This is a genomic window from Pseudomonas sp. ok272, assembly GCF_900109995.1.
Lineage (GTDB): Bacteria > Pseudomonadota > Gammaproteobacteria > Pseudomonadales > Pseudomonadaceae > Aquipseudomonas.
In genome coordinates this window covers 242344-268086 of record NZ_FOCB01000004.1, presented here as the reverse complement: position 1 = coordinate 268086, position 25743 = coordinate 242344, and the positions used below count along the sequence as shown (strand labels likewise).

Genomic DNA, 25743 nt, shown 5'->3' with positions numbered 1-25743 from the left:
CCCTATGGCTTCCAAGAGTGATGAGTCGCCCACTGACCTGATCCGTGCGCGTGATGTCGGCGCGCTCGATCTCTGGTCGTTGCCCAGCTTCGACCCGTATGTCCCGGAGCCTGAGCCCGAGCCGGAACCCGAGCCGCCGGAGATGGAGGAAGTGCCGCTGGAAGAAGTCCAGCCATTGACCCTCGAAGAGCTCGAAAGCATTCGCCAGGAAGCCTACAACGAAGGGTTTGCCGTCGGTGAGAAAGAAGGCTTTCACAGCACGACGCTCAAGGTTCGCCAGGAAGCGGACGTGGCGCTCACGGCAAAGCTTGCCAGTCTGGAGTCGCTGATGGCCAACCTGTTCGAGCCGATCGCCGAGCAGGACACGCAAATCGAAAAGGGTCTGGTGGTCCTGGTGCAGCACATCACCAAACAGGTGATTCAGCGCGAGTTGGCCATCGACTCCAGGCAAATCGAACAGGTCATGCGTGAGGCGCTCAAGCTCTTGCCGCTGGGGGTGGACAACGTGCGCCTGTACATCAATCCCCAGGACTTCCAACAGGTCAAAGCCTTGCGCGAACGCCACGAGGAAACCTGGCGCATCGTCGAAGACGAGGCCCTGTTGCCGGGTGGTTGCCGCGTCGAGACCGAGCACAGCCGCATCGATGCGACGGTCGAAACCCGCATCGCCCAGTCCACGGCGCAGTTGCTCGATCAATTGCACGAGCAGTCGCTGCATCCGGCCGAGGCGGACTTGAGCCTGGACCTTTCAAGCACGCCAGCGCCGGCGGACATCCCCGATGCGCCTTGAACGCACCAGCTTCGGCAAGCGCCTGGGTTCCTACGCGAGTGCCGTCGAGCTGCCGGGGCAGCCGGTCCTGGAGGGTCGCCTGCTGCGCATGGTTGGCCTGACACTTGAAGCCGAGGGCTTGCGCGCGGCCATGGGCAGCCGTTGCCGGGTGATCAACGACAACAGCTACCACCCGGTCGAAGTCGAGGCCGAGGTCATGGGGTTCTCCGGCAGCAAGGTATTCCTGATGCCGGTGGGCAGCGTCGCCGGCATCGCGCCGGGTGCCCGGGTGGTGCCTCTGGCCGACAACGGTCGCTTGCCAATGGGCATGAGCATGCTCGGCCGGGTGCTTGACGGTGCCGGTCGTGCGCTGGACGGCAAGGGCGGCATGAAAGCCGAAGACTGGGTGCCGCTGGACGGCCCGACCATCAACCCGCTCAACCGCGACCCCATCAGCCAGCCGCTGGACGTTGGTATACGCAGCATCAACGGATTGTTGACGGTGGGGCGCGGCCAGCGCCTGGGGTTGTTTGCCGGTACCGGCGTGGGCAAGAGCGTGCTGCTGGGCATGATGACCCGCTTCACCGAGGCCGACATTATCGTGGTCGGGCTGATTGGCGAGCGGGGTCGGGAAGTTAAAGAGTTCATCGAGCATATCCTCGGTGAAGAAGGCCTCAAGCGTTCGGTGGTGGTGGCGTCTCCGGCCGATGATGCGCCGCTGATGCGCCTGCGCGCCGCCATGTATTGCACCCGTATCGCCGAGTACTTTCGCGACAAGGGCAAGAATGTCCTGCTGCTGATGGACTCCCTGACCCGTTTCGCCCAGGCCCAGCGAGAAATCGCCCTGGCCATCGGCGAGCCACCGGCCACCAAGGGCTATCCACCGTCGGTGTTCGCCAAGTTGCCGAAGCTGGTCGAGCGCGCCGGCAATGCCGAGGCGGGCGGTGGTTCAATCACCGCGTTCTACACCGTTTTGTCCGAAGGCGACGACCAACAGGACCCAATAGCCGACGCCGCGCGGGGCGTGCTCGACGGGCACATCGTACTGTCCCGGCGCCTGGCCGAAGAAGGGCATTACCCGGCCATCGATATCGAGGCGTCCATCAGCCGGGTCATGCCGTCGGTAGTCTCGCCCGAGCACATGCGCCGCGCCCAGTACTTCAAGCAGTTGTGGTCGCGCTATCAACAAAGCCGCGACCTGATCAGCGTCGGGGCCTACGTCGCCGGCGGTGACCGCGAGACCGACACTGCCATTGCCCTGCAACCGACGATGGTCCAGTACTTGCGCCAGGGCCTCAACGACAACGTTGGCCTGGGTGAAAGCGATGCGCACCTGGAAACGATCTTTGCCCCGGCAGTCGGAGGCTGATCGTTCATGGCCCAGACTCGAGCGACCCGCCTGGCACCGGTGGTCGATATGGCCGAAAAAGCCGAAAAGACCGCTGCCCAGCGCCTCGGGTATTTCCAGGGCCAGGTGCGCCTGGCCGAGAACAAACTCACTGACCTCGACGGCTTTCGTCTTGAATACCTGGAGCGCTGGGTCGAGCGCGGTCGTGAGGGTGTGTCCGGGCAGTGGTTGCTTGGCTATCAGGGCTTTCTGGTGCAGTTGGGCACGGCGATCGATCAGCAGCGGCAAAGTCTGGCCTGGCACCAGAACAACCTGAACAAGGCGCGTGACGCATGGCAACAAGCCTTTGCCCGAGTCGAAGGGTTGCGCAAGTTGGTGCAGCGCTACATCGATGAAGCTCGCCAGCTCGAAGACAAGCGCGAACAGAAACTGCTGGACGAGCTTTCCCAGCGTTTGCCCCGTGAAAGCCCCTATTGATGAAGGCCTCTCACCGACAGCGTGCCTTGCTCGAGACCTGTACAGCTGCTAAACCTTGTACATGTTCGCCAATGACAAGGAAGCTTTAGCATGTCAGTCATTACCGAAGTCTCGCCGGATGGGCAGAAGCTGACGATATCGATCAAGGGGCGCTTTGATTTTGCCAAGCACCGTGAGTTTCGCGAGTCCTACGAAACCACTGACGTGCGTAATGCGGTCGTGGTCGACCTGAAGGACGCCACCTACCTCGATAGCTCGGCGCTGGGGATGTTGCTGCTGCTGCGGGACCATGTGGGGGGCGAGGCTGCCGATGTGCGCCTGATCAACAGCAGTTCTGACGTGCGCAAGATCCTCGCCATCTCCAACTTCGACAAGCTGTTCGACATTACTTGATCGTCATGGCGCCGTCGTCCGAATCGCTGCGGGTGCTGATCGCTGAAGACAGTGCCGCCGACCGCATGCTGCTGTCGGCTATCGTTCGCCGCCAGGGACATGAGGTGTTGACGGCCGCCAACGGCGCGGAGGCGGTCGAGATGTACCGCCAGCAACTCCCGCAATTGGTGTTGATGGACGCAATGATGCCGGTGATGGACGGCTTCGAAGCCGCGCGGCAGATCAAGCTGCTGGCGGGCGAAACCCTGGTGCCCATCATCTTCCTTACCGCCATGAGCGAAAGCGAAGGCCTGGCGCGTTGCCTGGAGGCGGGCGGCGACGACTTCCTGGCCAAGCCTTACAACCAAGTGATCCTGGCGGCCAAGATCAAGGCCATGGACCGCTTGCGTCGGTTGCAGGCCACTGTGCTGCAACAACGCGATCTGATTGCCCGGCACCATGAGTACCTGCTCAACGAACAGCGGGTGGCCAAGGCGGTGTTCGACAAGATCGCCCATTCCGGTTGCCTCAGCTCGCCAAACATTCGTTACGCCCAGTCGCCTTACGCGCTGTTCAACGGTGACTTGCTGCTGGCCGCATTCACCCCGGCCGGGGACATGCATGTCCTGCTCGGCGACTTCACCGGCCATGGCCTGCCGGCGGCGGTGGGTGCCATGCCCCTGGCGGAAGTGTTCTACGGCATGACGGCCAAGGGCTACGGCCTGGCGGAAACCCTGCGGGAAATGAACGCCAAGCTCAAGCGCATCCTGCCGGTGGATATGTTCTGCTGTGCGACGCTGCTGTCCTTGAGTTTTCAGCGATGTTCGGTGGAGGTCTGGAATGGTGGGATGCCGGACGGCTATCTGCATGAAATGGCCAGTGGCAAGCACAGGCCACTGGTCTCGCGGCACCTACCATTGGGCGTGCTCAGCCCTGAAGTGTTTGACGACTGCACCGAGATGTTTCCCATGGCGGTGGGGGATCGGGTGTTCCTGTTGTCCGACGGGGTGATCGACACCGCTGATGGCGATGAGCAGTTGTTCGGCGTCGAGCGCTTGCAGCAGGTGTTTGCCGACAACCGCGCACCTGATCGTCTGTTCGAAGAGATTGAGCACGCGCTGGACGATTTTCGTGGCCAGGCGCGTGATGACGTCAGCCTGGTCGAGATTAGCCTGCTGGCACCCGAGCAGATCAGTCCGCCGGCCATGGTGTACTCCGACAGCGGCCAGTCGTGCCCACTGGACTGGTCGGTGAGTTTCGAGTTCCGCGCCGCCACCCTCAAGCGCTTCAATCCATTGCCGTACCTGCTGCAACTGTTGTTGGAGGTGCATGGGTTGCGGGCGCAGAGCGGGGCGCTCTATAGCGTGTTGGTCGAGTTGTATTCCAATGCCCTGGAGCATGGGGTGTTGGGCCTGGATTCAAGTATCAAGCGCAGCGCCTCGGGATTTGCCGAGTATTATCAGCAACGCAACGAGCGGCTGGAACAACTGCAAGAGGGCTACCTGCGGGTGCATCTGCAGGTGTCGCCCTTGGGCGACGGCGGCAACCTGGTCATAGACGTTGAGGACAGCGGCTTGGGGTTTGACGTGCAACGTGTCATGGCCAGGCTGCCGGACAGTGGGCGCTTGTCGGGGCGAGGTGTGAGCCTGATCCGTCAATTGAGTCGCGGCGCCAGTTGGTCCGATGACGGCCGTCGGGCTCGCGTGGAGTTTTCCTGGGAGGCTCAGGCATAATCCTGCCTATTCTTGATCATGGAGCGAACAAGTGATTGAAAAGCATCTAGATTTTAACGTTCTAAGCGCATTGCGAGAGTTCATGGCGGACGAGTATCCGGCACTGCTGGACACGTTTCTCAAGGACTCCGAAGAGCGTTTGCAGGCCTTGCACGAGGCGGGCGATGCCTCGCAGCTCATCGATACGGCCCATAGCTTCAAGGGCAGCAGCAGTAATATGGGGGCTGTGCGCCTGGCCCAGTTGTGCCATGAGCTGGAGCAGCGAGCCAGGGAGACCGGCCCGGCCACCCTCAAGCAGCTGGTCAGGGCGATTGACTGCGAGTTTGCGCGGGTGCGGCCGCACTACCAGGCCGAACGCCAGCGCTTTCATCGTTGAGGGGGTGGGCGCAACCGGTCCTCGCAGGCGATTAGACAAACCTGGCCCGCCCCTTGCAGTCAAATGGCTCAACTGTATCGATGATCCCATCGCAGCGGAGACAGCTATGCCCTTTTCCCCCAACACACTGCTTCAGGCTAACGCCCAGGCCCAGACTCAGGTCAAGGCGGCCAATGCCCCGGTATCGCCTGTGGCGACTGGGGACAAGGCGCCCGGCTTTGCCCAAGTGTTCGCCAATCAGGCTCAGGGAAAACCTCAAGCGTCGGCCGATGTACCGGCCAAGGCCGCCCGGGACAAGGCCCCGGACAGCCCCGCCAAAAAGGATGCCGTCAGCGACACGTCTGCCGCTTCCGCCCCGGTGGTTGCCGATAGCGGCAAAACCTTGCCCGCCGAGAAGCCGGCGCCGGCAGAAGGCGTGGCCACTGGCGACACGACCACCGACGATAGCTTGACGCCAGTGGTCGATGCGCCACCGGTCGATCCGGCGCTCGACCCGGCGATGCAGGTACTGGCACAAATCGCTCAACCGACAGCGTCGCCTACCGTAACCACTGCGCCGGTCGTCGTAACGGCGCAGTCGGGCCCTGAGGTTGTTATGGCTGCGGCTGTGGCTGTGGCGCCGCCGGCCGCCACTGATCCGGCGTTCGATCCTGAGGCCGATCCGTTGGATGCGCTGCCTGCAGTGCGCCTGGCCATGGAGCAAAGTGGTCACGTGTCGGCGTCCAGCCAGCCCAAGACCGCCCCGACCCAGGCTCAGCATCAAGCTGACAGCGAGTCGACGTCTGCACAGGTCTTCACCGCCGGCATGGCCGGTATGCTCGACCTGCAAGCCAGCAAGGACAGCACCAGCCAGGGTGGTGAGAAGGCCTTCAGCGGGCTGATTGACGACGGGCTCAAGGACCTCAAGTCGGCCACCAGCGATACCCGCGTCGATGACTTTGCCAACCGCCTCGCCGCGCTGACCCAGGCCGCCACACCGAAAACGGCCAATGCGCTGCCGGTCAACCAGCCGATCGCCATGCATCAAAGCGGCTGGACCGAGGAAGTGGTCAATCGGGTCATGTACTTGTCGAGCGCCAACCTCAAGGCGGCCGACATTCAGCTACAGCCGGCTGAGCTGGGGCGCCTGGATATTCGCGTCAACATGATTCCGGACCAGCAGACCCAGGTGACCTTCATGAGCGCCCACGTCGGGGTTCGGGAGGCGCTGGATGGCCAGATGCACCGCTTGCGCGAGATGTTCGTCCAGCAGGGCATGGGCCAGGTCGACGTCAACGTGTCTGACCAGTCCCGTGGCTCCCAGGATCAGGCGCAACAAGGGCAAGGGCAGGGTGCGCGCACCTCGGCCAATGGTGGTCGCCTGGATTCGGCAGCCGATGAACCGCAGGCGCCGAGCGTGGCCGAAGTGGCAGCCAGCGCCACCAGCATCATTGGTTCGAGTGCGGTCGACTACTACGCCTGATTCAACGCCTCTGTGCAGTACATTCGCTGTGGGCGCGAGACCGGCTTGCCGGTGAAGAGGCGCGCCGTCGTCTCGCCGGTGCATCGCTCCGGCAGGCTCGCTCCCACAAGCGATCTGCGTTCAGTTCGCTCGTCACTCTCGGCCTTCCCGACACTTCTGGCATAACACTTGCTCTTGCCTTGCCGTGCGACTGTGAAAACCCGATTAGTGACGGATTATTGGCATGGCGAAGAGCGACGCAGCAGTAAAAGACCCGGCCGCAAAAGGCAAAATAAAGCTGATCCTGGTGATCGTGGCGGCATTGCTGCTGGCGATCGGTTTGTCCGTAGGGGCGACCTGGTATTTCATGCACAACGCCCAGAGCAAGCCTGCGTCTACCCCGCAAGAGGCCGGCAACGTCAAGCTTGCAGCCATCTACGAACCCTTGGCGCCGGCCTTCGTCGCCAACTACAACCAGAACGGCCGTCAGCGCTACATGCAGGTGAGTATTACCCTGCAGGCGCGCAACCAGGCTGACCTGGATGCCTTGAAAGTGCACATGCCGGTCATTCGCAACAACCTGGTCATGCTGTTTTCCGGACAGGATTTCGACACCCTGGCGACCCCGGTCGGCCAGGAAATGCTGCGTCAGAAAGCCACTGCCAGTGTGCAGGAAGTGGCGCAGAAAGAGGTCGGCAAAGTAGTGGTCGAGCAGTTGCTCTTTACTAATTTCGTACTGCAGTAGGAACACGACATGGCCGTGCAGGACCTGCTGTCCCAGGATGAAATCGATGCGCTGTTGCATGGTGTCGACGATGGTCTGGTACAGACCGACAACGCTGCCGAACCCGGTAGCGTCAAAAGTTATGACCTGACCAGTCAGGATCGGATCGTGCGGGGTCGCATGCCGACCCTGGAAATGATCAACGAACGCTTCGCCCGCTACACCCGCATCAGTATGTTCAACATGCTGCGCCGTTCGGCGGATGTGGCGGTGGGTGGCGTGCAGGTGATGAAGTTCGGTGAGTACGTGCACTCGCTCTACGTGCCCACCAGCCTCAACCTGGTCAAGATCAAGCCGCTGCGCGGTACCGCGCTGTTCATCCTCGACGCCAAGCTGGTGTTCAAGCTGGTGGATAACTTCTTCGGCGGCGACGGGCGTCACGCCAAGATCGAAGGCCGTGAGTTCACGCCCACCGAATTGCGCGTTGTGCGCATGGTGCTGGAGCAGGCCTTCATCGACTTGAAGGAGGCCTGGCAGGCGATCATGGAAGTCAATTTCGAGTACATCAACTCGGAAGTGAACCCGGCCATGGCCAACATCGTCGGCCCGAGCGAGGCGGTGGTGGTGTCCACCTTCCATATTGAACTCGATGGCGGCGGTGGCGATCTGCACGTGACCATGCCGTACTCGATGATCGAGCCGGTTCGCGAAATGCTCGACGCCGGCTTCCAGTCCGACCTCGACGACCAGGACGAGCGCTGGGTCAACGCCTTGCGCCAGGACGTGATGGACGTTGACGTACCGCTCAGTGCCACGGTCGCCCGTCGCCAGTTGCGCCTGCGCGACATCTTGCACATGCAGCCGGGGGACGTGATTCCGGTGGAAATGCCGGAAGAGATGATCATGCGCGCCAACGGCGTGCCGGCCTTCAAGGTCAAGATGGGCTCGCACAAAGGCAACCTCGCGTTGCAGGTGATCGAACCGATCGAGCGCCGTTGACAGCGCTTGCCCTAATTCGCTTTTAACTGACGGCGCCCTCTGATGGGTTGCCCGCCGAGGACACAGGATGGCTAACGACATGAATACCCAGGACGACCAGGCTTTGGCCGATGAATGGGCTGCGGCCCTGGAAGAGACCGGTGATGCCTCGCAAGACGACATCGACGCGCTGCTGGCAGCCGACATGGCCGGCGCAGGCTCCAATCGCTTGCCGATGGAAGAGTTTGGTAGCTCGCCGATCAAAAGCAACGAGCCGGTGACCCTTGATGGTCCCAACCTGGACGTGATCCTCGATATCCCGGTGTCGATCTCCATGGAAGTGGGCAGCACCGACATCAACATCCGCAACCTGCTGCAACTCAACCAGGGCTCGGTGATCGAACTCGACCGCCTGGCCGGTGAGCCGCTGGACGTGCTGGTCAACGGCACCCTGATTGCCCACGGTGAAGTGGTGGTGGTCAACGAGAAGTTCGGCATCCGCCTGACGGACGTGATCAGTCCAAGCGAACGTATCAAGAAGCTGCGCTAAGTGAACAAGCTACTCGCGATGTTGCTGGTTTTACCCCTTAGCGTCATGGCCGCCGAACCGGTAGCGACCGTGGCCACGCCGGCGGCGGCCGGCAGTGGCGTGGCCGGGCAATTGACCCAGTTGGTGCTGGGGCTGTTGCTGGTGCTGGGGTTGATCTTCTTCCTCGCCTGGTTGTTGCGCCGGGTGCAGCAGGCTGGGCCTGGCGCAAAAGGGCAGGTGATCGAAATGATTGGCTCCCGAGCCCTCGGCCCGCGTGATCGCCTGGTGTTGGTGCAAGTCGGCAGCGAGCAGATCCTGCTGGGCCTGACTCCCGGCACGATCACTGCGCTGCATGTGCTCAAGGAGCCCGTGTCGGTGCCGAGCACCGAGCAGGCCACCCCCGAGTTTGCCCAGCGCCTGATGGAGTTGCTGGGTAAAGAGAAGGATAAGAAGTAATGCCCTTGCGCATCCTCCTGACGCTGGTCTTGATGCTGGCTGCCCCGCTGGCGTTCGCGGCCGACCCGCTGTCGATTCCAGCGATCACCCTGGGCACCAACGCCGATGGCGCGCAGGAATACTCGGTCAGCCTGCAGATTCTGCTGATCATGACCGCGCTGAGTTTCATCCCGGCGTTCGTCATGCTGATGACCAGCTTTACCCGGATCATCATCGTGTTCTCGATCCTGCGCCAGGCCCTGGGCCTGCAGCAGACGCCGTCGAACCAGATACTCACGGGCATGGCGCTGTTCCTGACGATGTTCATCATGGCGCCGGTGTTCGACCGGGTGAACCAGGATGCCTTGCAGCCCTACCTGGCCGAGAAAATGACCGCCCAGGACGCGGTCGCCAAGGCCCAGGTGCCGATCAAGGACTTCATGCTGGCGCAGACCCGCAGCAGCGACCTTGAGCTGTTCATGCGCCTGTCCAAGCGCACTGACATCGCCACGCCGGATCAGGCGCCGCTGACCATCCTGGTGCCAGCCTTCGTCACCTCGGAGCTCAAGACCGCGTTCCAGATCGGCTTCATGATCTTCATCCCGTTCCTGATCATCGACCTGGTGGTGGCCAGTGTGCTGATGGCCATGGGCATGATGATGCTCTCGCCACTGATCATTTCCCTGCCGTTCAAGATCATGTTGTTCGTGCTGGTGGATGGCTGGGCGTTGATCATCGGTACGTTGGCGGGCAGTTTTGGTGGCGTTTAGTCCAGCACGAGCGAGTAGCGCGATATGACGCCTGAAGTAGCGGTAGACCTGTTCCGTGAAGCGCTGTGGCTGACCACCCTGATGGTCGCCGTCCTGGTGGTGCCGAGCTTGTTGGTGGGCCTGCTGGTGGCGATGTTCCAGGCGGCCACCCAGATCAACGAACAAACCCTGAGCTTTCTCCCGCGCCTGCTGGTGATGCTGGTCACCCTGATCGTGGCCGGCCCCTGGCTGGTACAAACCTTCATGGAATACATCCTGCGTTTGTACGGCAGTATTCCGCAGTTGATCGGCTAAGCCATGTCGTTGCTGGCGCTGACCGACACGCAGATCAGTACCTGGGTGGCCAGCTTCGTGCTGCCGATGTTTCGGGTTCTTGCCGTGCTGATGACCATGCCGATCTTCGGTACCAGCCTGGTGCCCAAGCGCATTCGCCTGTACTTCGCCCTGGCGATCACCGTGGTGATCATGCCCAGCCTGCCGCCGATGCCGCCGGTCAATGCCCTGGACCTCAGTAGTTTGCTACTGATTGCCGAGCAGATCCTCATCGGTGGGCTGATGGGGTTTTCCTTGCAGTTGTTCTTCCAGGCCTTCGTGGTGGCGGGGCAGATTGTCTCGATCCAGATGGGCATGGGCTTCGCGTCCACGGTCGATCCCGCCAACGGTGTGTCCACGGCAACCATCGGGCAGTTCCTGACGATGCTGGTCACGCTGGTGTTCCTGGGGATGAACGGCCACCTGGTGGTGTTCGAGGTACTCACCGAAAGCTTCACCACCTTGCCGGTGGGCACCGCAATGTTGACCAACCACTTCTGGGAAGTTGCCAACAAATTGGGCTGGGTGCTGGGATCGGCGTTGTTGCTGGTGTTGCCTGCAATCACGGCGTTGCTGGTGGTCAACGTGGCCTTCGGCGTGATGACGCGCGCGGCGCCGCAGTTGAACATCTTCTCCATCGGCTTCCCACTGACGTTGGTTCTGGGCTTGGTGATTTTCTGGGTTGGCCTGGGCGATGTCCTCAATCAGTATCAACCGCTGGCCACCGAGGCTTTGCAGTTGCTACGCGATATGGCACAGGCGCGCTAAGCCATGGCCGAGAGCGATAGCGGTCAGGACAAGACAGAAGACCCCACGGACAAAAAGAAAAAGGACGCCCGGGAGAAGGGCGAGATTGCCCGGTCCAAGGAACTCAATACCCTGGCGGTGATGCTGGCAGGTGCCGGCGCGCTGTTGGTCTATGGCGCCGGCCTGGCGCAGGACCTGATGGAAATCATGCGCCTGAACTTCAGCCTGCCGCGCGAGGTGCTGCTCAGTCCCGGGGCCATGGGGTTGTACCTGCTGCACTCGGGCAAGATCGCGATCATCGCGGTGCAGCCAGTGCTGATCACCTTGCTGCTGGCGGCGGTCATCGGCCCCATCTCCCTGGGTGGGTGGCTGTTCGCAGCGGGCAGCCTGGCGCCCAAGTTCAGCCGCATGAGCCCGGCCAGTGGCCTCAAGCGCATGTTCTCCTCGACCGCTCTCATCGAGCTGCTCAAGGCATTGGCCAAGTTCCTGCTGATTCTGTTTGTGGCGCTGACGGTGCTCAAGGCGGACATTGACGATCTGCTGCGCATCGCCCACGAGCCGCTGGAGCAGGCGATCATCCACAGTGTGCAGTTGGTGGGTTGGAGTGCCTTGTGGGTGGCCTGCGGGTTGATCCTGATCGCGGCCGTCGACGTGCCGGTGCAGCTCTACCAGAGCCATAAAAAGCTGTTGATGACCAAGCAGGAAGTGCGCGACGAACACAAGGACCAGGAGGGTCGGCCCGAGGTCAAGCAGCGCATACGCCAGCTACAGCGGGAGATGTCCCAGCGACGGATGATGGCGGCCGTTCCCGACGCCGACGTGGTCATCACCAACCCGACCCACTACGCCGTGGCCCTCAAGTACGATCCGGACAATGGGGGGGCGCCGATGCTGCTGGCCAAGGGCAGCGATTTTACGGCCTTGAAGATCCGCGAAATCGCCGTGGCCAACGACATCCTCCTGCTCGAATCGCCCGGCCTGGCCCGGGCGATCTATTACTCCACCGAGTTGGAGCAGGAAATCCCCGGCGGGCTGTACCTGGCGGTGGCCCAGGTCCTGGCCTACGTCTACCAGATCCGTCAGTACCGCGCCGGCAAGGGCACGCGCCCGGAGCCGTTCAAGGATGAGGTGCCGATCCCGCCGGAACTGCGCCGCGACTCTTGATAGGCTCATTTCCAGTCGGTGTACATCGATCCAAATGGTAGGGCCGAGCTTGCTCGCAGAGGTCGCTCACCAGTCGACCAGTCTCCTGCGGGTGTACCGATCCACGTCCTTCCAATTTCTTGTATTCCCAGCCTCGGCAAAAGTTGGAAAGCTTCTTGCAGTAGCCGCTCTGCGCCCGCTTCAGGCGTCAAAGTTTTGCTTCAAAGGAACGGGGAATACCGGTGGATCGCTCTCAGTTAGTCAACAACGCTCGCAATAACCTGGCGGACCTCAGTCGGGGCAACCTGGGGGTGCCGCTGTTGCTGCTGGTGATGTTGGCAATGATGATGTTGCCGATCCCGCCGTTCCTGCTCGACGTGTTCTTTACCTTCAACATTGCCCTGTCCATCGTGGTACTGCTGGTCTGCGTGTACGCCCTGCGGCCGCTGGACTTCGCGGTGTTCCCCACCATTTTGCTGGTGGCGACCCTGTTGCGGCTGGCGCTAAACGTAGCCTCCACGCGGGTGGTGATGCTCCATGGCCAGGACGGCCACGCGGCCGCCGGCAAGGTGATCCAGGCGTTTGGCGAGGTGGTGATCGGCGGTAACTACGTGGTCGGTATCGTGGTCTTCGCGATTCTGATGATCATCAACTTCGTGGTAGTGACCAAGGGCGCCGGGCGGATTTCCGAGGTGAGCGCGCGTTTCACCCTCGACGCGATGCCCGGCAAACAGATGGCCATCGACGCCGACCTCAATGCCGGCCTGATCGATCAAGCCCAGGCCAAGTCCCGCCGTAGCGAAGTGGCCCAGGAGGCCGAGTTCTACGGTTCGATGGACGGTGCCAGCAAGTTCGTGCGCGGTGATGCCATTGCCGGCCTGTTGATTCTGTTCATCAACCTGATTGGCGGCATGGCGGTCGGTATCTTCCAGCACGGGATGACCTTCGGTGATGCTGGCCGGGTTTACGCGCTGCTGACCATCGGTGACGGTTTGGTGGCGCAATTGCCATCACTGCTGTTGTCCACCGCCGCCGCGATCATGGTGACCCGAGCTTCGGGCTCCGAAGACATGGGCAAGCAGATCGGTCGGCAGATGTTCGCCTCGCCCAAGGCCTTGGCGGTTGCGGCCGGGATGATGGCGGTGATGGGCGTGGTGCCGGGCATGCCGCACTTCGCGTTCCTGAGCATGGCGGCATTGGCGGCGGGTGGTGCCTACCTGTTCTGGCGCAAGCACAACATCGTCAAGGTGCAGGCGCTGGAAGAGGTCAAGCGCCAGCAGGAACTGTTGCCGTCGCCAGCGCGCGCGATGGAAACCAAGGAGCTGGGTTGGGACGACGTCACGCCAATCGACATGATCGGCCTGGAGGTCGGCTACCGCTTGATCCCGCTGGTGGATCGCAACCAGGGTGGCCAGTTGCTGGCGCGGATCAAGGGGGTGCGTAAGAAGCTGTCCCAGGACCTGGGCTTCCTGATGCCGACCGTGCACATCCGCGACAACCTCGACCTGGCGCCGAGTGCCTACCGCCTGACCCTGATGGGGGTGATCCTGGCTGAGGCGGAGATTTACCCGGATCGCGAGTTGGCGATCAACCCGGGGCAGGTATACGGCACGCTTAATGGCATAACCGCCAAAGATCCGGCCTTTGGCCTGGAGGCGGTGTGGATCGAAGTCAGTCAGCGCTCCCAGGCACAGTCGCTGGGCTATACCGTGGTCGACGCCAGTACCGTGGTGGCGACGCACCTCAACCAGATTCTGTACAAACACTCCAGCGAGCTGCTCGGTCACGAAGAAGTCCAGCAACTCATGCAATTGCTGGCCAAAAGCTCGCCCAAGCTGGCTGAAGAGTTGGTCCCAGGGGTGTTGTCGCTGTCGCAGTTGCTCAAGGTGTTGCAGGCGCTGCTGGCCGAGCAGGTGCCGGTACGCGATATTCGCAGCATCGCCGAAGCCATCGCGAACAACGCCTCCAAGAGTCAAGATACTGCCGCGCTGGTGGCGGCGGTGCGCGTCGGCTTGTCTCGCGCAATCGTGCAAAGCATTGTAGGTACTGAGTCTGAGCTGCCTGTGATCACCTTGGAGCCAAGGTTGGAACAGATATTGCTCAATAGTCTGCAGAAGGCAGGGCAAGGGGCCGATGAGGGCGTCTTGCTGGAGCCAAGCATGGCCGAGAAACTGCAGCGTTCGTTGATCGACGCGGCGCAGCGTCAGGAGATGCAAGGTCATCCGGTGATTCTGTTGGTAGCAGGTCCGGTTCGCGCGATGCTCTCGCGGTTCGGACGTCTGGCAGTCCCGGGGTTGCATGTGTTGGCTTACCAGGAAATTCCTGACAACAAGCAAGTGACCATCGTTGCGACAGTAGGGCCCAACGGCTGAGGTAGTGGTTTATGCAAGTTAAGCGTTTTTTCGCCGCCGATATGCGTCAGGCCATGAAACTGGTTCGTGATGAGCTGGGTGCTGACGCCGCCATTATTGGCAATCGCCGAATTGCCGGGGGTGTCGAACTGACGGCTGCGCTGGACTACAAGCTGTCGGCGCTGGCACCGCGGGTGCCGAACATCGAGCTCGAAGACGAACTGCGCAAGACCCAGTCGCGCATCGTTACTGCCCAGGCCGAGCTGAGCCTGCGGGGCGATGGCGATAGCGTGAGCATCAGCAACGCCAGTCGACAACTGTTTGCCGGCCTGCCGCTGACGGCGGCCGAGCCGTTGATCGAGCCGACCCTGTCCGAGCCGCCACGTCCTGCGCCAGCACCGAGCGTGGCCGCCAGCGTCGACCTGCGTGCGTATGACTCGATGCGCTCGGAACTCAATGGCCTGCGTGAACTGCTGGAAGTGCAACTCGGCTCGCTGGCCTGGAACCAGCTGCAAGGCAGCCGCCCGCAGCAGGCCAACCTTTGGCGCCGCCTGCAACGCATCGGCCTGTCAGGCCCGTTGTCCCGTGACCTGCTGGAACTGACCGTCGACATTGAAGAGCCCCGCCAGGCCTGGCGCATGTTGCTCGCGCACCTGGCGCGCATGATCGTCACCCCGGAGCTGGAGCCGCTCGAAGAGGGCGGTGTGATCGCCATGGTCGGCCCGGCCGGCATGGGCAAGACCACCACGCTGGCCAAGCTGGCCGCGCGCTACGTGCTCAAGTACGGCGCGCAGAACATCGCCCTGGTCAGCATGGACAGCTACCGCATCGGCGCCCAGGAGCAGCTCAAGACCCTGGGGCGTATCCTCAATGTCTCGGTGACCCACGTTGATCCCGGCCAATCGCTGGCCCAGGCGCTCGACCCATTGCTGCGCAAACGCGTGGTGTTGATCGACACCGCGGGCTTGCAGGCCAGCGACCCGGCCTTGCGTATGCAACTCGAAAGCCTGGCTGGACGCGGCATCAAGGCCAGGAATTACCTGGTACTGGCGACCACCAGTCAAAAGCAGGTGCTGAGTGCCGCGTACCATAGTTACAAGCGTTGTGGGCTGGCCGGCTGCATCCTGACTAAACTCGATGAAACAGCGAGCCTGGGTGAGGTATTGAGCCTGGCCATCAGCCACGAACTCCCCGTCGCCTATTTGACGGATGGGCCGAGGATCCCAGACGATTTGCACCTGCCGCGCCGCCACCAGTTGGTCAGCCGCGCCGTGAGCGTGCAGATGCAGGAAGAACCCAGCGAAGAAGCCATGGCTGACATGTTCGCTGATCTCTACCACAGCCCATCCAAACGGGTTGGCTGAGGTATTAATGACTAGATTTGTATCTACATCGATGGCCTGCCATGCATTGTTCGGTAATGAACGCGCAGCCAGTCATGTAGCCCGCGTCTAAGTAAGACAAGGTATAGAAAGCACATGGGCAGCATGCATCCCGTACAGGTGATCGCGGTGACCGGCGGCAAAGGTGGCGTCGGCAAGACTAACGTGTCAGTGAATTTGTCCCTGGCCCTGGCAGAGCTTGGCCGACGCGTCATGCTGTTGGACGCCGACCTGGGATTGGCCAACGTTGACGTGCTGCTGGGGCTCACGCCCAAGCGTACGCTGGCGGATGTCATCGAGGGCCGCTGCGAACTGCGCGACGTATTGCTGCAGGGGCCGGGCGGTATTCGCATCGTGCCGGCAGCTTCCGGTACTCAGAGCATGGTGCACCTGAGTCCGGCCCAGCACGCGGGCCTGATCCAGGCGTTCAGCGACATCGGTGACAACCTGGATGTGTTGGTGATCGACACGGCGGCCGGTATCGGTGAGTCGGTGGTCAGTTTCGTGCGCGCGGCACAGGAAGTATTGCTGGTCGTCTGCGATGAGCCGACGTCCATCACCGACGCCTATGCGCTGATCAAGTTGCTGAACCGCGACTACGGGATGAATCGCTTCCGCGTCCTGGCCAACATGGCTCAAAGTCCCCAGGAAGGGCGCAACCTGTTCGCCAAGTTGACCAAGGTTACCGATCGTTTCCTGGATGTTGCCTTGCAATACGTCGGCGCGGTCCCGTACGACGAAAGCGTGCGCAAGGCGGTACAGAAGCAGCGCGCGGTGTATGAAGCCTTTCCCCGTTCAAAATGCGCACTGGCGTTCAAGGCCATCGCGCAGAAGGTCGATACCTGGCCACTGCCGGCTAACCCGCGTGGGCACCTGGAGTTTTTCGTCGAGCGCCTGGTGCAACAGACGGCGGGTCCCGTGCTATGACAGCCAGCGGCTACAACCTGTACAAGAAGTCGGCGCGTGACGCGCAGTACGAGCTGATCGAGCGTTACGCGCCGCTGGTAAAACGCATTGCTTACCACCTGCTGGCGCGTCTACCGGCCAGCGTGCAGGTCGAAGACCTGATCCAGGCGGGGATGATTGGCCTGCTTGAAGTGTCGACCAAGTATGACGCGAGCAAGGGGGCCAGTTTCGAGACGTACGCCGGGATTCGTATCCGCGGCGCGATGCTCGATGAGGTTCGCAAAGGGGACTGGGCGCCACGCTCGGTCCATCGCAATACGCGGATGGTCAGTGACGCTATTCGCTCAATTGAAGCTAAAACCGGACGTGACGCTAAAGATCACGAGGTTGCGGCCGAACTCCAATTGAGTCTCGACGATTATTACGGGATTTTGAACGACACCTTGGGCAGTCGCCTGTTCAGTTTCGACGACCTGTTGCAGGACGGCGAACACGAAGGGCTGCACGAGGATGGCGCGAGTGCTCATCTTGAGCCGTCGCGTGACCTGGAAGACGAGCGCTTCCAGGCTGCGTTGGCGGACGCGATTGCCAATTTGCCGGAGCGTGAGCGACTGGTGTTGGCGCTGTACTACGACGAAGAGCTGAACCTCAAGGAAATCGGTGAGGTCCTGGGGGTCAGCGAATCGCGGGTCAGCCAGTTACACAGCCAGTGCGCAGCCCGTTTGCGGGGGCGTTTGGGGGAGTGGCGAGCGCGCTGACAGCAGTGTGGGGACACTGCGTACGACACCCGTGCCGCGAAGGCTGCACCGGTGCTCATTCGTTGTGCTCCAAACCGTCGTTGAGTGCTCTGCCGAATTGATTGAATGGCGTGTCCAGGTGCTGGGCGCGTTTAAGACTGCTTGGAGGTCGAATTGGACAAGAACATGAAAATCCTCATCGTTGATGACTTCTCAACGATGCGGCGGATCATTAAAAACCTGTTGCGTGACCTCGGGTTCACCAACACGGTCGAGGCAGACGACGGCACTACCGCCATCCCTGTGCTCAACAGCGGCAGCATCGACTTTCTGGTAACGGACTGGAACATGCCGGGCATGACCGGTATCGACCTGCTGCGCCACGTGCGTGCCGATGAAAAACTCAAGCACCTGCCGGTGTTGATGGTCACCGCCGAAGCCAAGCGTGAGCAGATCATCGAGGCCGCTCAAGCCGGTGTAAACGGCTATGTGGTCAAGCCTTTCACAGCCCAGGCGTTGAAAGACAAGATCGAGAAAATCTTCGAACGCATCGGCTGATGCGCGCAGCCACTGCGCCACGGGGGAGCTATGGAGCAACGAGAAACATCACAGGCTGATTTTGAATCGACCCTGAAAAAACATGCGGTCGAATTGGTCAAAAGCCTTGAGAAAGGCCGGTTCGGCGACGCCGTGCAACTGATCCATGAGCTCAATCAGACCCGTGACCGCGGCCTGTACCAGGAAGTCGGCAAGCTGACTCGCGAGTTGCACAGTGCGATCGTCAACTTTCAGATTGACCCGCACATGCCTCAAGCCGAGGAAGTCTCGCAGATCACCGATGCCACTGAGCGCCTGTCGTATGTGGTCAAGCTGACCGAGGCGGCGGCCAACCGGACCATGGACCTGGTCGAGAACAGCACACCGCTGGTCAACGGCCTGAGCACTGACGCCCAGGCGTTGAGCGCCGACTGGGGCCGCTTCATGCGGCGTGAAGTGGGGGCCGAAGAGTTCCGTGAACTGGCCCGGCGTGTCGACGGTTTCCTGGCGCGCAGCGCCGAGCAGACCCAGGTCGTTGCGGGCAATCTCAACGATATTCTGTTGGCCCAGGACTACCAGGACCTCACCGGCCAGGTGATCAAGCGTGTGACTCAACTGGTCACCGAAGTCGAGAGCAACCTGCTCAAACTCGTGTTGATGGCCAGCCAGGTCGACCGCTTCGCGGGCATCGAACATGACCGCGAATCGATCCTCGCTGAAAAAGATCCGAAAAAACATCTGGCGCAGGGTGAAGGTCCACAGATTCATGCCGATAAACGTGATGACGTGATGTCCGGTCAGGATGACGTGGACGATTTGCTTTCCAGCCTAGGTTTCTAGGTTCAGCCCTATTTAGGAGCACCCATTCATGAGCTTCGGCGCCGATGAAGAGATCCTTCAGGATTTCCTGGTTGAGGCCGGCGAGATTCTAGAGCAACTGTCCGAGCAGTTGGTCGAGCTGGAAAGCCGACCGGATGATGCGGACCTGCTCAATGCAATTTTTCGCGGTTTTCACACTGTAAAAGGGGGCGCCGGCTTCCTCCAACTCAACGAGTTGGTGGAGTGCTGTCACATCGCCGAGAACGTGTTCGACATCCTGCGCAAGGGTGAACGTCGCGTCGATTCGGAGTTGATGGACGTGGTGCTCGAAGCGCTGGACGCCGTCAATGGCATGTTTGGCGAAGTCCGGGAGCGGGCACCGGTCACGGCTGCGACCCCCGAGCTATTGGCGGCATTGGCGCGCCTGGCGGAACCGCAAGCGGCGGAGGCTGTGGCGCCAATCGTCGAAGCAGCGGCCGAGCCTGAGGTCGTCGACTCGGGTGACATCACCGACAACGAATTTGAACTGCTGCTGGACTCGCTCAATGCCGTCAAGGCGCAGGCCGAAGCGCCGGTGGCCCAGGCGCCAGCGGCCGCGGGTGATGACATCACCGATGCCGAGTTCGAGTCGTTGCTTGACCAACTGCACGGTAAAGGCCAGTTCGCTGTCGATGCCCTCGCAGTGCCGTCCGAACCCGTTGCCCCGGCACAAGCGCCGGCCAGCACCGATATTACCGACGACGAATTTGAAGCGTTGCTCGACCAACTTCATGGCAAGGGCAACTTTGCCGTCGACGCGCTGGAGTCGGCCATCGCCTCGGTTCCGGTACCTGCTGCGCCGAGCGCGGTGGCGGCGGGCGGCGAGCTGATTTCCGATCACGAATTCGAATCGCTGCTCGACGAACTGCACGGCAAGGGCAAGTTCCAGACTCCGGGCACCGCCTCATCCGGTACCGCGACAGCAGCGCCAGTGGCGGCTGCTCCACCCAAGGCCGTGGCCAAGGTCGAGGCGCCTCGGGCCGCCCCAGCCCCAGCCCCGGCGCGTGCCGCTGCGCCCGCTGCGGAAAAGCCGGCCAGCGAAGCCGAGACCACTGTGCGCGTGGACACTGCGCGCCTTGATGAAATCATGAACATGGTGGGCGAACTGGTACTGGTGCGTAATCGCTTGGTGCGCCTGGGCCTCAATAGCGGCGATGAAGCCATGTCCAAGGCCGTGTCGAACCTCGACGTGGTGACGGCCGACCTGCAAACCGCGGTGATGAAGACCCGCATGCAACCGATCAAGAAAGTCTTCGGCCGATTCCCGCGTCTGGTTCGCGACCTGGCTCGCCAGCTCAAGAAAGAGATCAACCTGGAACTGGTCGGCGAAGAAACCGACCTCGACAAGAACCTCGTCGAGGCCCTGGCCGACCCGTTGGTCCACTTGGTGCGCAACGCCGTCGACCACGGTATCGAGTCGCCGGAAGAGCGCGAGGCCTCGGGCAAGTCCCGGGGCGGCAAGGTGGTGTTGGCCGCCGAGCAGGAAGGCGACCACATCCTGCTGTCGATCTCCGATGACGGCAAGGGCATGGATTCGAACGTGCTGCGCGCCATCGCAGTGAAGCGCGGAGTGATGGACAAGGACGCCGCCGACCGCCTGAGCGACAGCGAGTGCTACAACCTGATCTTTGCCCCGGGGTTCTCGACCAAGACCGAGATCTCCGACGTGTCCGGGCGCGGCGTGGGCATGGACGTGGTCAAGACCAAGATTTCCCAGCTCAACGGCTCGATCAACATCTATTCGACCAAGGGCCAGGGTTCGAAGATCGTGATCAAGGTGCCGCTGACCCTGGCGATCATGCCGACCCTGATGGTCATGCTGGGCAACCAGGCGTTCGCGTTCCCGCTGGTCAACGTCAACGAGATCTTCCACCTCGACCTGTCGCGCACCAATGTGGTCGACGGCCAGGAAGTCGTCATCGTGCGGGACAAGGCGTTGCCATTGTTCTACCTCAAGCGCTGGCTGGTCCGCTCTGCCGCTCATGAAGAGCAGCGTGAGGGCCATGTGGTGATCCTTTCGGTGGGCACGCAGCGGATCGGCTTTGTCGTCGACCAACTGGTGGGCCAGGAAGAAGTGGTCATCAAGCCATTGGGCAAGATGCTCCAGGGAACCCCGGGCATGTCGGGCGCCACCATTACCGGTGACGGTCGCATCGCCTTGATTCTCGATGTACCGAGCATGCTCAAGCGTTACGCCGCACGGCGTATTTGATTTTGATGCAGCGCGGCGACTGTCGCCGCGCTGCATCTAACGGAGTGTTTATGGCAGTCAAAGTCCTGGTGGTGGATGATTCTGGTTTTTTCCGCCGCCGCGTCTCGGAAATTCTTTCGGCGGACCCGAATATCCAGGTGGTCGGTACGGCCACCAACGGTAAAGAGGCGATCGATCAGGCCCTGGCCCTCAAGCCGGACGTGATCACCATGGACTACGAGATGCCGATGATGGATGGCATCACGGCGGTGCGGCACATCATGCAGCGCTGTCCGACCCCGGTATTGATGTTTTCCTCGCTGACCCACGAAGGCGCTCGAGTCACCCTCGATGCGCTGGACGCTGGCGCGGTGGATTTCCTGCCGAAGAATTTCGAAGACATCTCGCGCAACCCCGAGAAGGTCAAGCAACTGCTGTGCGAGAAGGTCCACAGTATCTCGCGCAGTAACCGTCGCCTGAGCACCTACAGTGCCCCGGCCCCGGTAGCAGCACCCGCGCCAGCCGCGACCAGCGCCAGCAGTTTCGCCAGCCCGGCCCCGGCACGCCCGGCGCCTGTTGCTGCGCCTGTGCGCACACCAGCGGCCAGCCCGTCGTCGCCGGCACCCAAGCGTAAATCCTACAAGTTGGTGGCCATCGGTACGTCCACCGGCGGTCCGGTTGCCTTGCAGCGTGTACTGACACAATTACCGAGCAATTTTCCCGCCCCCATCGTACTGGTCCAGCACATGCCGGCCGCCTTCACCAAGGCGTTCGCCGAGCGTTTGGACAAGCTCTGCCGCATCAGCGTCAAGGAAGCCGAGGACGGTGACATCTTGCGTCCGGGCCTGGCGTTGCTGGCGCCGGGTGGCAAGCAAATGATGATCGACGGTCGGGGCGCGGTGAGAATCCTCCCCGGCGACGAGCGTTTGAACTACAAGCCGTGTGTGGATATCACCTTCGGTTCGGCGGCCAAGTCCTACGGTGACAAAGTTCTGGCGGTGGTCCTCACCGGCATGGGCGCCGACGGTCGTGAAGGCGCGCGTCTGCTCAAGCAGAGTGGCAGCTCGATCTGGGCCCAGGATGAGGCCAGTTGCGTGATCTACGGCATGCCCATGGCCATCGTCAAAGCCAACCTGGCGGACGCGATCTACGATCTCGACGAGATCGGCAAACACCTGGTCGGGGCGTGCATCTGATGGACGTTCTAAGCCTGATCGGCATCATCATGGCGTTTGTCGCCATCATCGGTGGCAACTACCTCGAAGGCGGGCACCTGGGTGCCCTGGCCAACGGCCCGGCGGCCTTGATCGTGCTGGGGGGGACCGTTGGCGCGGCGCTGTTGCAGTCGCCCATGAGTGCCTTCAAGCGCGCCATGCAGATTCTGGTGTGGATCCTGTTTCCGCCGCGCATCGACTTGGCTGGTGGCATCGACCGCGTGGTCAATTGGAGCCTCACGGCGCGCAAGGAAGGCCTGCTGGGCCTCGAAGGCGTGGCCGACACCGAACCTGACAGCTATTCGCGCAAGGGCCTGCAGTTACTGGTCGATGGCGCCGAGCCGGAAGCGATCCGCAGCATCCTGGAAGTGGACTTCTACACCCAGGAAAGTCGCGACATCGAGGCGGCCAAGGTGTTTGAAAGCATGGGCGGCTACGCGCCGACCATCGGCATCATCGGCGCGGTAATGGGCTTGATCCACGTGATGGGCAACCTGGGTGATCCCTCGCAACTGGGCAGTGGTATCGCCGTGGCCTTCGTCGCGACGATCTACGGCGTGGCCAGTGCCAACCTGTTACTGCTGCCGGTTGCCAGCAAACTCAAATCCATAGCCTTGCGCCAGTCGCGTTATCGAGAAATGTTGCTGGAAGGTATTTTGTCGATCGCCGAAGGTGAAAACCCACGCTCCATCGAGTTGAAGCTTCAGGGCTTCATGGAATAAGGGACTAACCTCATGGCACGTCGCCGTCAGCACGACGAACACGTCAATCACGAACGTTGGCTGGTGTCCTACGCGGACTTCATCACCTTGCTGTTCGCGTTTTTCGTGGTGATGTACTCCATCTCCTCGATCAATGAAGGCAAGTACAAGGAAGTGTCCGAAGCGTTGATCGGGGTGTTCACCAACTCCGACCGCGCTCTGATGCCGATCCCCATTGGTGATGAGCGCCCCAAGACCGTGACCCCGGCCCAGCCCCTGGTCAAGGACAGCGAGCAGATCGACATGGGCATCGCCCAGGCCAGCAACGATCCGCTCAAGAGCATCTCCAACGACATCAGCGCAGCGTTCGGCGACCTGATCAGTTCCAACCAGATGACCGTGCGCGGCAATGAGTTGTGGGTCGAGATCGAACTCAACTCCAGCCTGTTGTTCGGCAGTGGCGATGCCATGCCCAGCGACATCGCGTTCAGCATCATCGACAAGGTCGCGGCAATCCTCAAGCCCTTCGACAACCCGATTCACGTCGAAGGTTTCACCGACGATCAGCCGATTCGGACCGCCCAGTATCCGACCAACTGGGAGCTGTCGTCAGCCCGTTCGTCGAGCATCGTGCGCATGCTTGCCATGCAGGGTGTGAACCCGGGACGGCTGGCCTCGGTGGGCTACGGTGAGTTCCAGCCGGTGGCCAACAATGCGACCGCCGAAGGTCGGGCGCGTAACCGGCGAGTGGTGTTGGTGGTCTCGCGTAACCTCGATGTGCGCCGCAGCCTGACGGGCACCGGAGCGGCCCATGCAAAACCGGACGCCGCGTTGAAGCGCGCTGGCACACAAACTGCACCGCCCCCCGTCAAGTCGCCGGGGAGCGCGAGCGCCGTCAATTCTCCGCCACCCGGCTTAATACGTTGAGCTATTTCTCGGTGCATCCATTGGGCCGGGAGGAACGATCAGAATGAGAGTCTGGGCAGTTGCCAATCAAAAGGGTGGTGTTGGTAAAACCACTTCCTCCATCGCTCTAGCCGGATTACTGGCCGAGGCGGGCAAGCGCGTGGTCGTGGTCGACCTCGACCCCCATGGCTCCATGACGAGCTACTTCGGGTACGACCCCGATAGCCTGGAACACAGCTGCTACGACCTGTTCCTGCACAAGGGCAGCGTGCCCCAGGGCTTACCTGGGCAACTGTTGCTGTCCACCAGTGATGAACGTATTTCCCTATTGCCTTCCAGTACCGCCCTGGCCACCCTCGAACGCCAGTCTCCGGGGCAGAGCGGCCTGGGCCTGGTGATCGCCAAGAGCCTGGCGCAGTTGTGGCAGGACTTCGATTACGCGCTGATCGACAGCCCGCCCCTATTGGGCGTGTTGATGGTCAATGCTTTGGCGGCAAGCCAGCAATTGGTGATCCCGGTACAGACCGAGCACCTGGCCGTCAAAGGCCTGGAGCGAATGGTCAATACCCTGGCGATGATCAACCGGTCTCGCAGGCAGGCGCTGCCATTCACCATCGTGCCGACCTTGTTCGACCGCCGTACCCAGGCTTCGCTGGGCACCTTGCGAGTCTTGCGTGACCTGTATCCGGAAGATATCTGGCAAGGCTATATCCCGGTCGATACCCGGCTGCGCGATGCCAGCCGCGCCGGTTTGACGCCGTCGCAGTTCGACGGCAGGAGCCGTGGGGTGTTGGCGTATCGGTCGTTGCTCAAGCACCTGCTGGCCCAGCAACTTGTGGCGCAGGTGGCGTGAAGATGACCTTTCTACCGCAATGGGGCGTGCTGCGATGAACCGCCCGGTAGTGATCACCTCCCGCCCGCAACTGGCGCTGCAATCCTATCTGGATGCATTGCTGCAGGACGCGACCGAGGAACGGGCACCCGAGGTGCTGGACGTTATTGAAGTCCTTGACGTGATCGAGGCCGAGGGGGCGCTGGACGAATTCCAGGCGGCGGTTCTCGAAGAGCAGGCGCGCGATGCGCACCAAGACGTACTGGCGCCAAGTCCGTCGTTCAGTGCCCCGGCGCTGGTGGTCGAGGCGCCGGCAACGATGGTGGTGGCCCCGGTTTCCACGGTCGCGCCACTGCTGCAGGTGTTGGTCGAGCCGGTCGCCGAAGTCCATCGGGCACCCAGCAACACACCACCACCGGTTGCACTTGACGGTCGCCCGAGCTGGGCCGCCGAGCCGTTCGAGTGCCTGCTGTTCGACGTAGCCGGCTTGACGCTGGCCGTGCCGCTGGTGTGCCTGGGGTCGATTTATCCACTGGCCGGGCATGAACTGACGCCGCTGTTCGGCCAGCCGGACTGGTTCCTGGGGATTCTGCCGAGCCAGGCGGGCAACCTGAAAGTGCTGGATACCGCACGCTGGGTGATGCCAGATCGCTATCGCGATGACTTCCGCCAGGGCCTGCAATACGTGATCTCGGTGCAGGGCTATGAGTGGGGGCTGGCGGTGCATCAGGTCAGCCGCTCGTTGCGCCTGAACCCCAATGAAATCAAATGGCGCAGTCATCGTGGGCAACGGCCATGGCTGGCCGGCACGGTGATCGAGCATATGTGCGCGCTGCTGGATGTCTCGGAGCTGGCAGCGTTGATCGCCAGCGGCGGCACCAAGCACTTGGGTAGCGTCAAGCCGGCCCACACACCGACATAACAGACAACCGGCCGCCTGCATGGGCGGCGGGGTAGAACACACACCGCCACAG

27 protein-coding genes are annotated in these 25743 nt (G+C 61.8%); all 27 read left to right on the top strand.

The genetic code is table 11. From position 1 onward, the window contains the following. Positions 1 to 4 precede the first annotated feature (4 nt). The 27 genes from fliH to BMW74_RS09035 all read left to right on the top strand — a co-directional run bounded on the left by fliH (position 5) and on the right by BMW74_RS09035 (position 25691). On the top strand, positions 5 to 790 hold the full coding sequence (fliH, locus tag BMW74_RS09165) for a flagellar assembly protein FliH (protein WP_093417108.1): 786 nt from the start codon (positions 5 to 7) through the stop codon (positions 788 to 790). Further along, entirely contained in the window at positions 780 to 2138 is a 1359-nt protein-coding gene (gene fliI, locus BMW74_RS09160) for a flagellar protein export ATPase FliI (protein WP_093417105.1), read from the top strand. Before fliH ends, fliI begins: the two co-directional genes overlap by 11 nt. A 6-nt stretch (positions 2139 to 2144) precedes the next feature. Further along, the gene (gene fliJ / locus BMW74_RS09155; protein WP_093417102.1) at positions 2145 to 2594 is read left to right on the top strand and encodes a flagellar export protein FliJ; all 450 of its coding nucleotides are present in this window, start codon (positions 2145 to 2147) and stop codon (positions 2592 to 2594) included. Between the two features lie 90 nt (positions 2595 to 2684). Then, positions 2685 to 2987, top strand: coding sequence for an STAS domain-containing protein (locus BMW74_RS09150; protein ID WP_093417099.1), 303 nt, complete (start codon positions 2685 to 2687; stop codon positions 2985 to 2987). A gap of 5 nt (positions 2988 to 2992) precedes the next feature. Further along, positions 2993 to 4699: a fused response regulator/phosphatase gene (locus BMW74_RS09145; protein ID WP_093417095.1), complete on the top strand. Its 1707-nt coding sequence runs from the start codon at positions 2993 to 2995 to the stop codon at positions 4697 to 4699. A 31-nt stretch (positions 4700 to 4730) separates the two neighbouring features. Then, positions 4731 to 5075, top strand: coding sequence for an Hpt domain-containing protein (locus tag BMW74_RS09140; protein WP_093417092.1), 345 nt, complete (start codon positions 4731 to 4733; stop codon positions 5073 to 5075). Between the two features lie 106 nt (positions 5076 to 5181). After that, positions 5182 to 6537: a flagellar hook-length control protein FliK gene (locus BMW74_RS09135; protein ID WP_093417089.1), complete on the top strand. Its 1356-nt coding sequence runs from the start codon at positions 5182 to 5184 to the stop codon at positions 6535 to 6537. Positions 6538 to 6760: 223 nt separating this feature from the next. Continuing rightward, entirely contained in the window at positions 6761 to 7261 is a 501-nt protein-coding gene (gene fliL, locus BMW74_RS09130; RefSeq protein WP_093417084.1) for a flagellar basal body-associated protein FliL, read from the top strand. Between the two features lie 9 nt (positions 7262 to 7270). Further along, positions 7271 to 8239 carry a flagellar motor switch protein FliM gene (fliM, locus tag BMW74_RS09125; protein ID WP_093417080.1) on the top strand — a complete coding sequence of 323 codons (969 nt, stop codon included), beginning with the start codon at positions 7271 to 7273 and terminating at the stop codon, positions 8237 to 8239. A gap of 67 nt (positions 8240 to 8306) precedes the next feature. Next, positions 8307 to 8768, top strand: a complete 462-nt coding sequence (fliN, locus tag BMW74_RS09120) for a flagellar motor switch protein FliN (protein WP_093417074.1) — start codon at positions 8307 to 8309, stop codon at positions 8766 to 8768. Beyond that, a complete protein-coding gene (fliO, locus tag BMW74_RS09115) occupies positions 8769 to 9203 on the top strand; it encodes a flagellar biosynthetic protein FliO (protein ID WP_093417070.1) in 435 nt (144 codons plus the stop codon). It begins immediately after the preceding gene. Continuing rightward, positions 9203 to 9952, top strand: coding sequence for a flagellar type III secretion system pore protein FliP (gene fliP / locus BMW74_RS09110; protein ID WP_093417065.1), 750 nt, complete (start codon positions 9203 to 9205; stop codon positions 9950 to 9952). Before fliO ends, fliP begins: the two co-directional genes overlap by 1 nt. Before the next feature lie 24 nt (positions 9953 to 9976). Further along, the gene (gene fliQ, locus BMW74_RS09105; protein WP_093417060.1) at positions 9977 to 10246 is read left to right on the top strand and encodes a flagellar biosynthesis protein FliQ; all 270 of its coding nucleotides are present in this window, start codon (positions 9977 to 9979) and stop codon (positions 10244 to 10246) included. Between the two features lie 3 nt (positions 10247 to 10249). Continuing rightward, positions 10250 to 11032, top strand: a complete 783-nt coding sequence (fliR, locus tag BMW74_RS09100) for a flagellar biosynthetic protein FliR (RefSeq protein WP_093417055.1) — start codon at positions 10250 to 10252, stop codon at positions 11030 to 11032. Between the two features lie 3 nt (positions 11033 to 11035). Then, positions 11036 to 12175, top strand: a complete 1140-nt coding sequence (flhB, locus tag BMW74_RS09095; RefSeq protein ID WP_093417050.1) for a flagellar biosynthesis protein FlhB — start codon at positions 11036 to 11038, stop codon at positions 12173 to 12175. 221 nt (positions 12176 to 12396) lie between these two features. Continuing rightward, positions 12397 to 14526 (top strand): flagellar biosynthesis protein FlhA, encoded by a 2130-nt coding sequence (gene flhA, locus BMW74_RS09090; protein WP_093417045.1) that lies wholly within the window; start codon positions 12397 to 12399, stop codon positions 14524 to 14526. Positions 14527 to 14537: 11 nt separating this feature from the next. Next, positions 14538 to 15869, top strand: coding sequence for a flagellar biosynthesis GTPase FlhF (flhF, locus tag BMW74_RS09085; RefSeq protein ID WP_093417041.1), 1332 nt, complete (start codon positions 14538 to 14540; stop codon positions 15867 to 15869). 114 nt (positions 15870 to 15983) lie between these two features. Then, positions 15984 to 16814 carry a flagellar synthesis regulator FleN gene (gene fleN / locus BMW74_RS09080; protein ID WP_093417037.1) on the top strand — a complete coding sequence of 277 codons (831 nt, stop codon included), beginning with the start codon at positions 15984 to 15986 and terminating at the stop codon, positions 16812 to 16814. Then, positions 16811 to 17551, top strand: a complete 741-nt coding sequence (gene fliA / locus BMW74_RS09075; protein ID WP_007894214.1) for an RNA polymerase sigma factor FliA — start codon at positions 16811 to 16813, stop codon at positions 17549 to 17551. The genes fleN and fliA overlap by 4 nt, the downstream gene beginning before the upstream one ends. A 165-nt stretch (positions 17552 to 17716) precedes the next feature. After that, a complete protein-coding gene (locus BMW74_RS09070; protein WP_024012118.1) occupies positions 17717 to 18088 on the top strand; it encodes a chemotaxis response regulator CheY in 372 nt (123 codons plus the stop codon). 30 nt (positions 18089 to 18118) lie between these two features. Then, positions 18119 to 18907, top strand: coding sequence for a protein phosphatase CheZ (locus BMW74_RS09065; protein WP_093417034.1), 789 nt, complete (start codon positions 18119 to 18121; stop codon positions 18905 to 18907). 28 nt (positions 18908 to 18935) lie between these two features. After that, a complete protein-coding gene (locus tag BMW74_RS09060) occupies positions 18936 to 21137 on the top strand; it encodes a chemotaxis protein CheA (RefSeq protein WP_093417031.1) in 2202 nt (733 codons plus the stop codon). A gap of 50 nt (positions 21138 to 21187) precedes the next feature. Further along, positions 21188 to 22312: a protein-glutamate methylesterase/protein-glutamine glutaminase gene (locus BMW74_RS09055; protein WP_093417028.1), complete on the top strand. Its 1125-nt coding sequence runs from the start codon at positions 21188 to 21190 to the stop codon at positions 22310 to 22312. Next, positions 22312 to 23052, top strand: a complete 741-nt coding sequence (locus tag BMW74_RS09050) for a flagellar motor protein (protein WP_093417025.1) — start codon at positions 22312 to 22314, stop codon at positions 23050 to 23052. Before BMW74_RS09055 ends, BMW74_RS09050 begins: the two co-directional genes overlap by 1 nt. A 12-nt stretch (positions 23053 to 23064) precedes the next feature. Further along, entirely contained in the window at positions 23065 to 23958 is an 894-nt protein-coding gene (gene motD / locus BMW74_RS09045) for a flagellar motor protein MotD (protein ID WP_093417022.1), read from the top strand. Between the two features lie 43 nt (positions 23959 to 24001). Further along, positions 24002 to 24790, top strand: coding sequence for a ParA family protein (locus tag BMW74_RS09040; RefSeq protein WP_093417019.1), 789 nt, complete (start codon positions 24002 to 24004; stop codon positions 24788 to 24790). 34 nt (positions 24791 to 24824) lie between these two features. Next, the gene (locus BMW74_RS09035) at positions 24825 to 25691 is read left to right on the top strand and encodes a CheW domain-containing protein (protein WP_093417015.1); all 867 of its coding nucleotides are present in this window, start codon (positions 24825 to 24827) and stop codon (positions 25689 to 25691) included. The last annotated feature ends 52 nt before the right edge of the window (positions 25692 to 25743 follow it).

Coding starts and splice junctions, on each gene's coding strand:
- fliH (WP_093417108.1), top strand. CDS start 5: ATGGCTTCCAAGAGTGATGAGTCGCCCACTGACCTGATCCGTGCGCGT.
- fliI (WP_093417105.1), top strand. CDS start 780: ATGCGCCTTGAACGCACCAGCTTCGGCAAGCGCCTGGGTTCCTACGCG.
- fliJ (WP_093417102.1), top strand. CDS start 2,145: ATGGCCCAGACTCGAGCGACCCGCCTGGCACCGGTGGTCGATATGGCC.
- BMW74_RS09150 (WP_093417099.1), top strand. CDS start 2,685: ATGTCAGTCATTACCGAAGTCTCGCCGGATGGGCAGAAGCTGACGATA.
- BMW74_RS09145 (WP_093417095.1), top strand. CDS start 2,993: ATGGCGCCGTCGTCCGAATCGCTGCGGGTGCTGATCGCTGAAGACAGT.
- BMW74_RS09135 (WP_093417089.1), top strand. CDS start 5,182: ATGCCCTTTTCCCCCAACACACTGCTTCAGGCTAACGCCCAGGCCCAG.
- fliL (WP_093417084.1), top strand. CDS start 6,761: ATGGCGAAGAGCGACGCAGCAGTAAAAGACCCGGCCGCAAAAGGCAAA.
- fliM (WP_093417080.1), top strand. CDS start 7,271: ATGGCCGTGCAGGACCTGCTGTCCCAGGATGAAATCGATGCGCTGTTG.
- fliN (WP_093417074.1), top strand. CDS start 8,307: ATGGCTAACGACATGAATACCCAGGACGACCAGGCTTTGGCCGATGAA.
- fliP (WP_093417065.1), top strand. CDS start 9,203: ATGCCCTTGCGCATCCTCCTGACGCTGGTCTTGATGCTGGCTGCCCCG.
- fliQ (WP_093417060.1), top strand. CDS start 9,977: ATGACGCCTGAAGTAGCGGTAGACCTGTTCCGTGAAGCGCTGTGGCTG.
- fliR (WP_093417055.1), top strand. CDS start 10,250: ATGTCGTTGCTGGCGCTGACCGACACGCAGATCAGTACCTGGGTGGCC.
- flhB (WP_093417050.1), top strand. CDS start 11,036: ATGGCCGAGAGCGATAGCGGTCAGGACAAGACAGAAGACCCCACGGAC.
- flhF (WP_093417041.1), top strand. CDS start 14,538: ATGCAAGTTAAGCGTTTTTTCGCCGCCGATATGCGTCAGGCCATGAAA.
- fleN (WP_093417037.1), top strand. CDS start 15,984: ATGGGCAGCATGCATCCCGTACAGGTGATCGCGGTGACCGGCGGCAAA.
- fliA (WP_007894214.1), top strand. CDS start 16,811: ATGACAGCCAGCGGCTACAACCTGTACAAGAAGTCGGCGCGTGACGCG.
- BMW74_RS09070 (WP_024012118.1), top strand. CDS start 17,717: ATGAAAATCCTCATCGTTGATGACTTCTCAACGATGCGGCGGATCATT.
- BMW74_RS09065 (WP_093417034.1), top strand. CDS start 18,119: ATGGAGCAACGAGAAACATCACAGGCTGATTTTGAATCGACCCTGAAA.
- BMW74_RS09060 (WP_093417031.1), top strand. CDS start 18,936: ATGAGCTTCGGCGCCGATGAAGAGATCCTTCAGGATTTCCTGGTTGAG.
- BMW74_RS09055 (WP_093417028.1), top strand. CDS start 21,188: ATGGCAGTCAAAGTCCTGGTGGTGGATGATTCTGGTTTTTTCCGCCGC.
- BMW74_RS09050 (WP_093417025.1), top strand. CDS start 22,312: ATGGACGTTCTAAGCCTGATCGGCATCATCATGGCGTTTGTCGCCATC.
- motD (WP_093417022.1), top strand. CDS start 23,065: ATGGCACGTCGCCGTCAGCACGACGAACACGTCAATCACGAACGTTGG.
- BMW74_RS09040 (WP_093417019.1), top strand. CDS start 24,002: ATGAGAGTCTGGGCAGTTGCCAATCAAAAGGGTGGTGTTGGTAAAACC.
- BMW74_RS09035 (WP_093417015.1), top strand. CDS start 24,825: ATGAACCGCCCGGTAGTGATCACCTCCCGCCCGCAACTGGCGCTGCAA.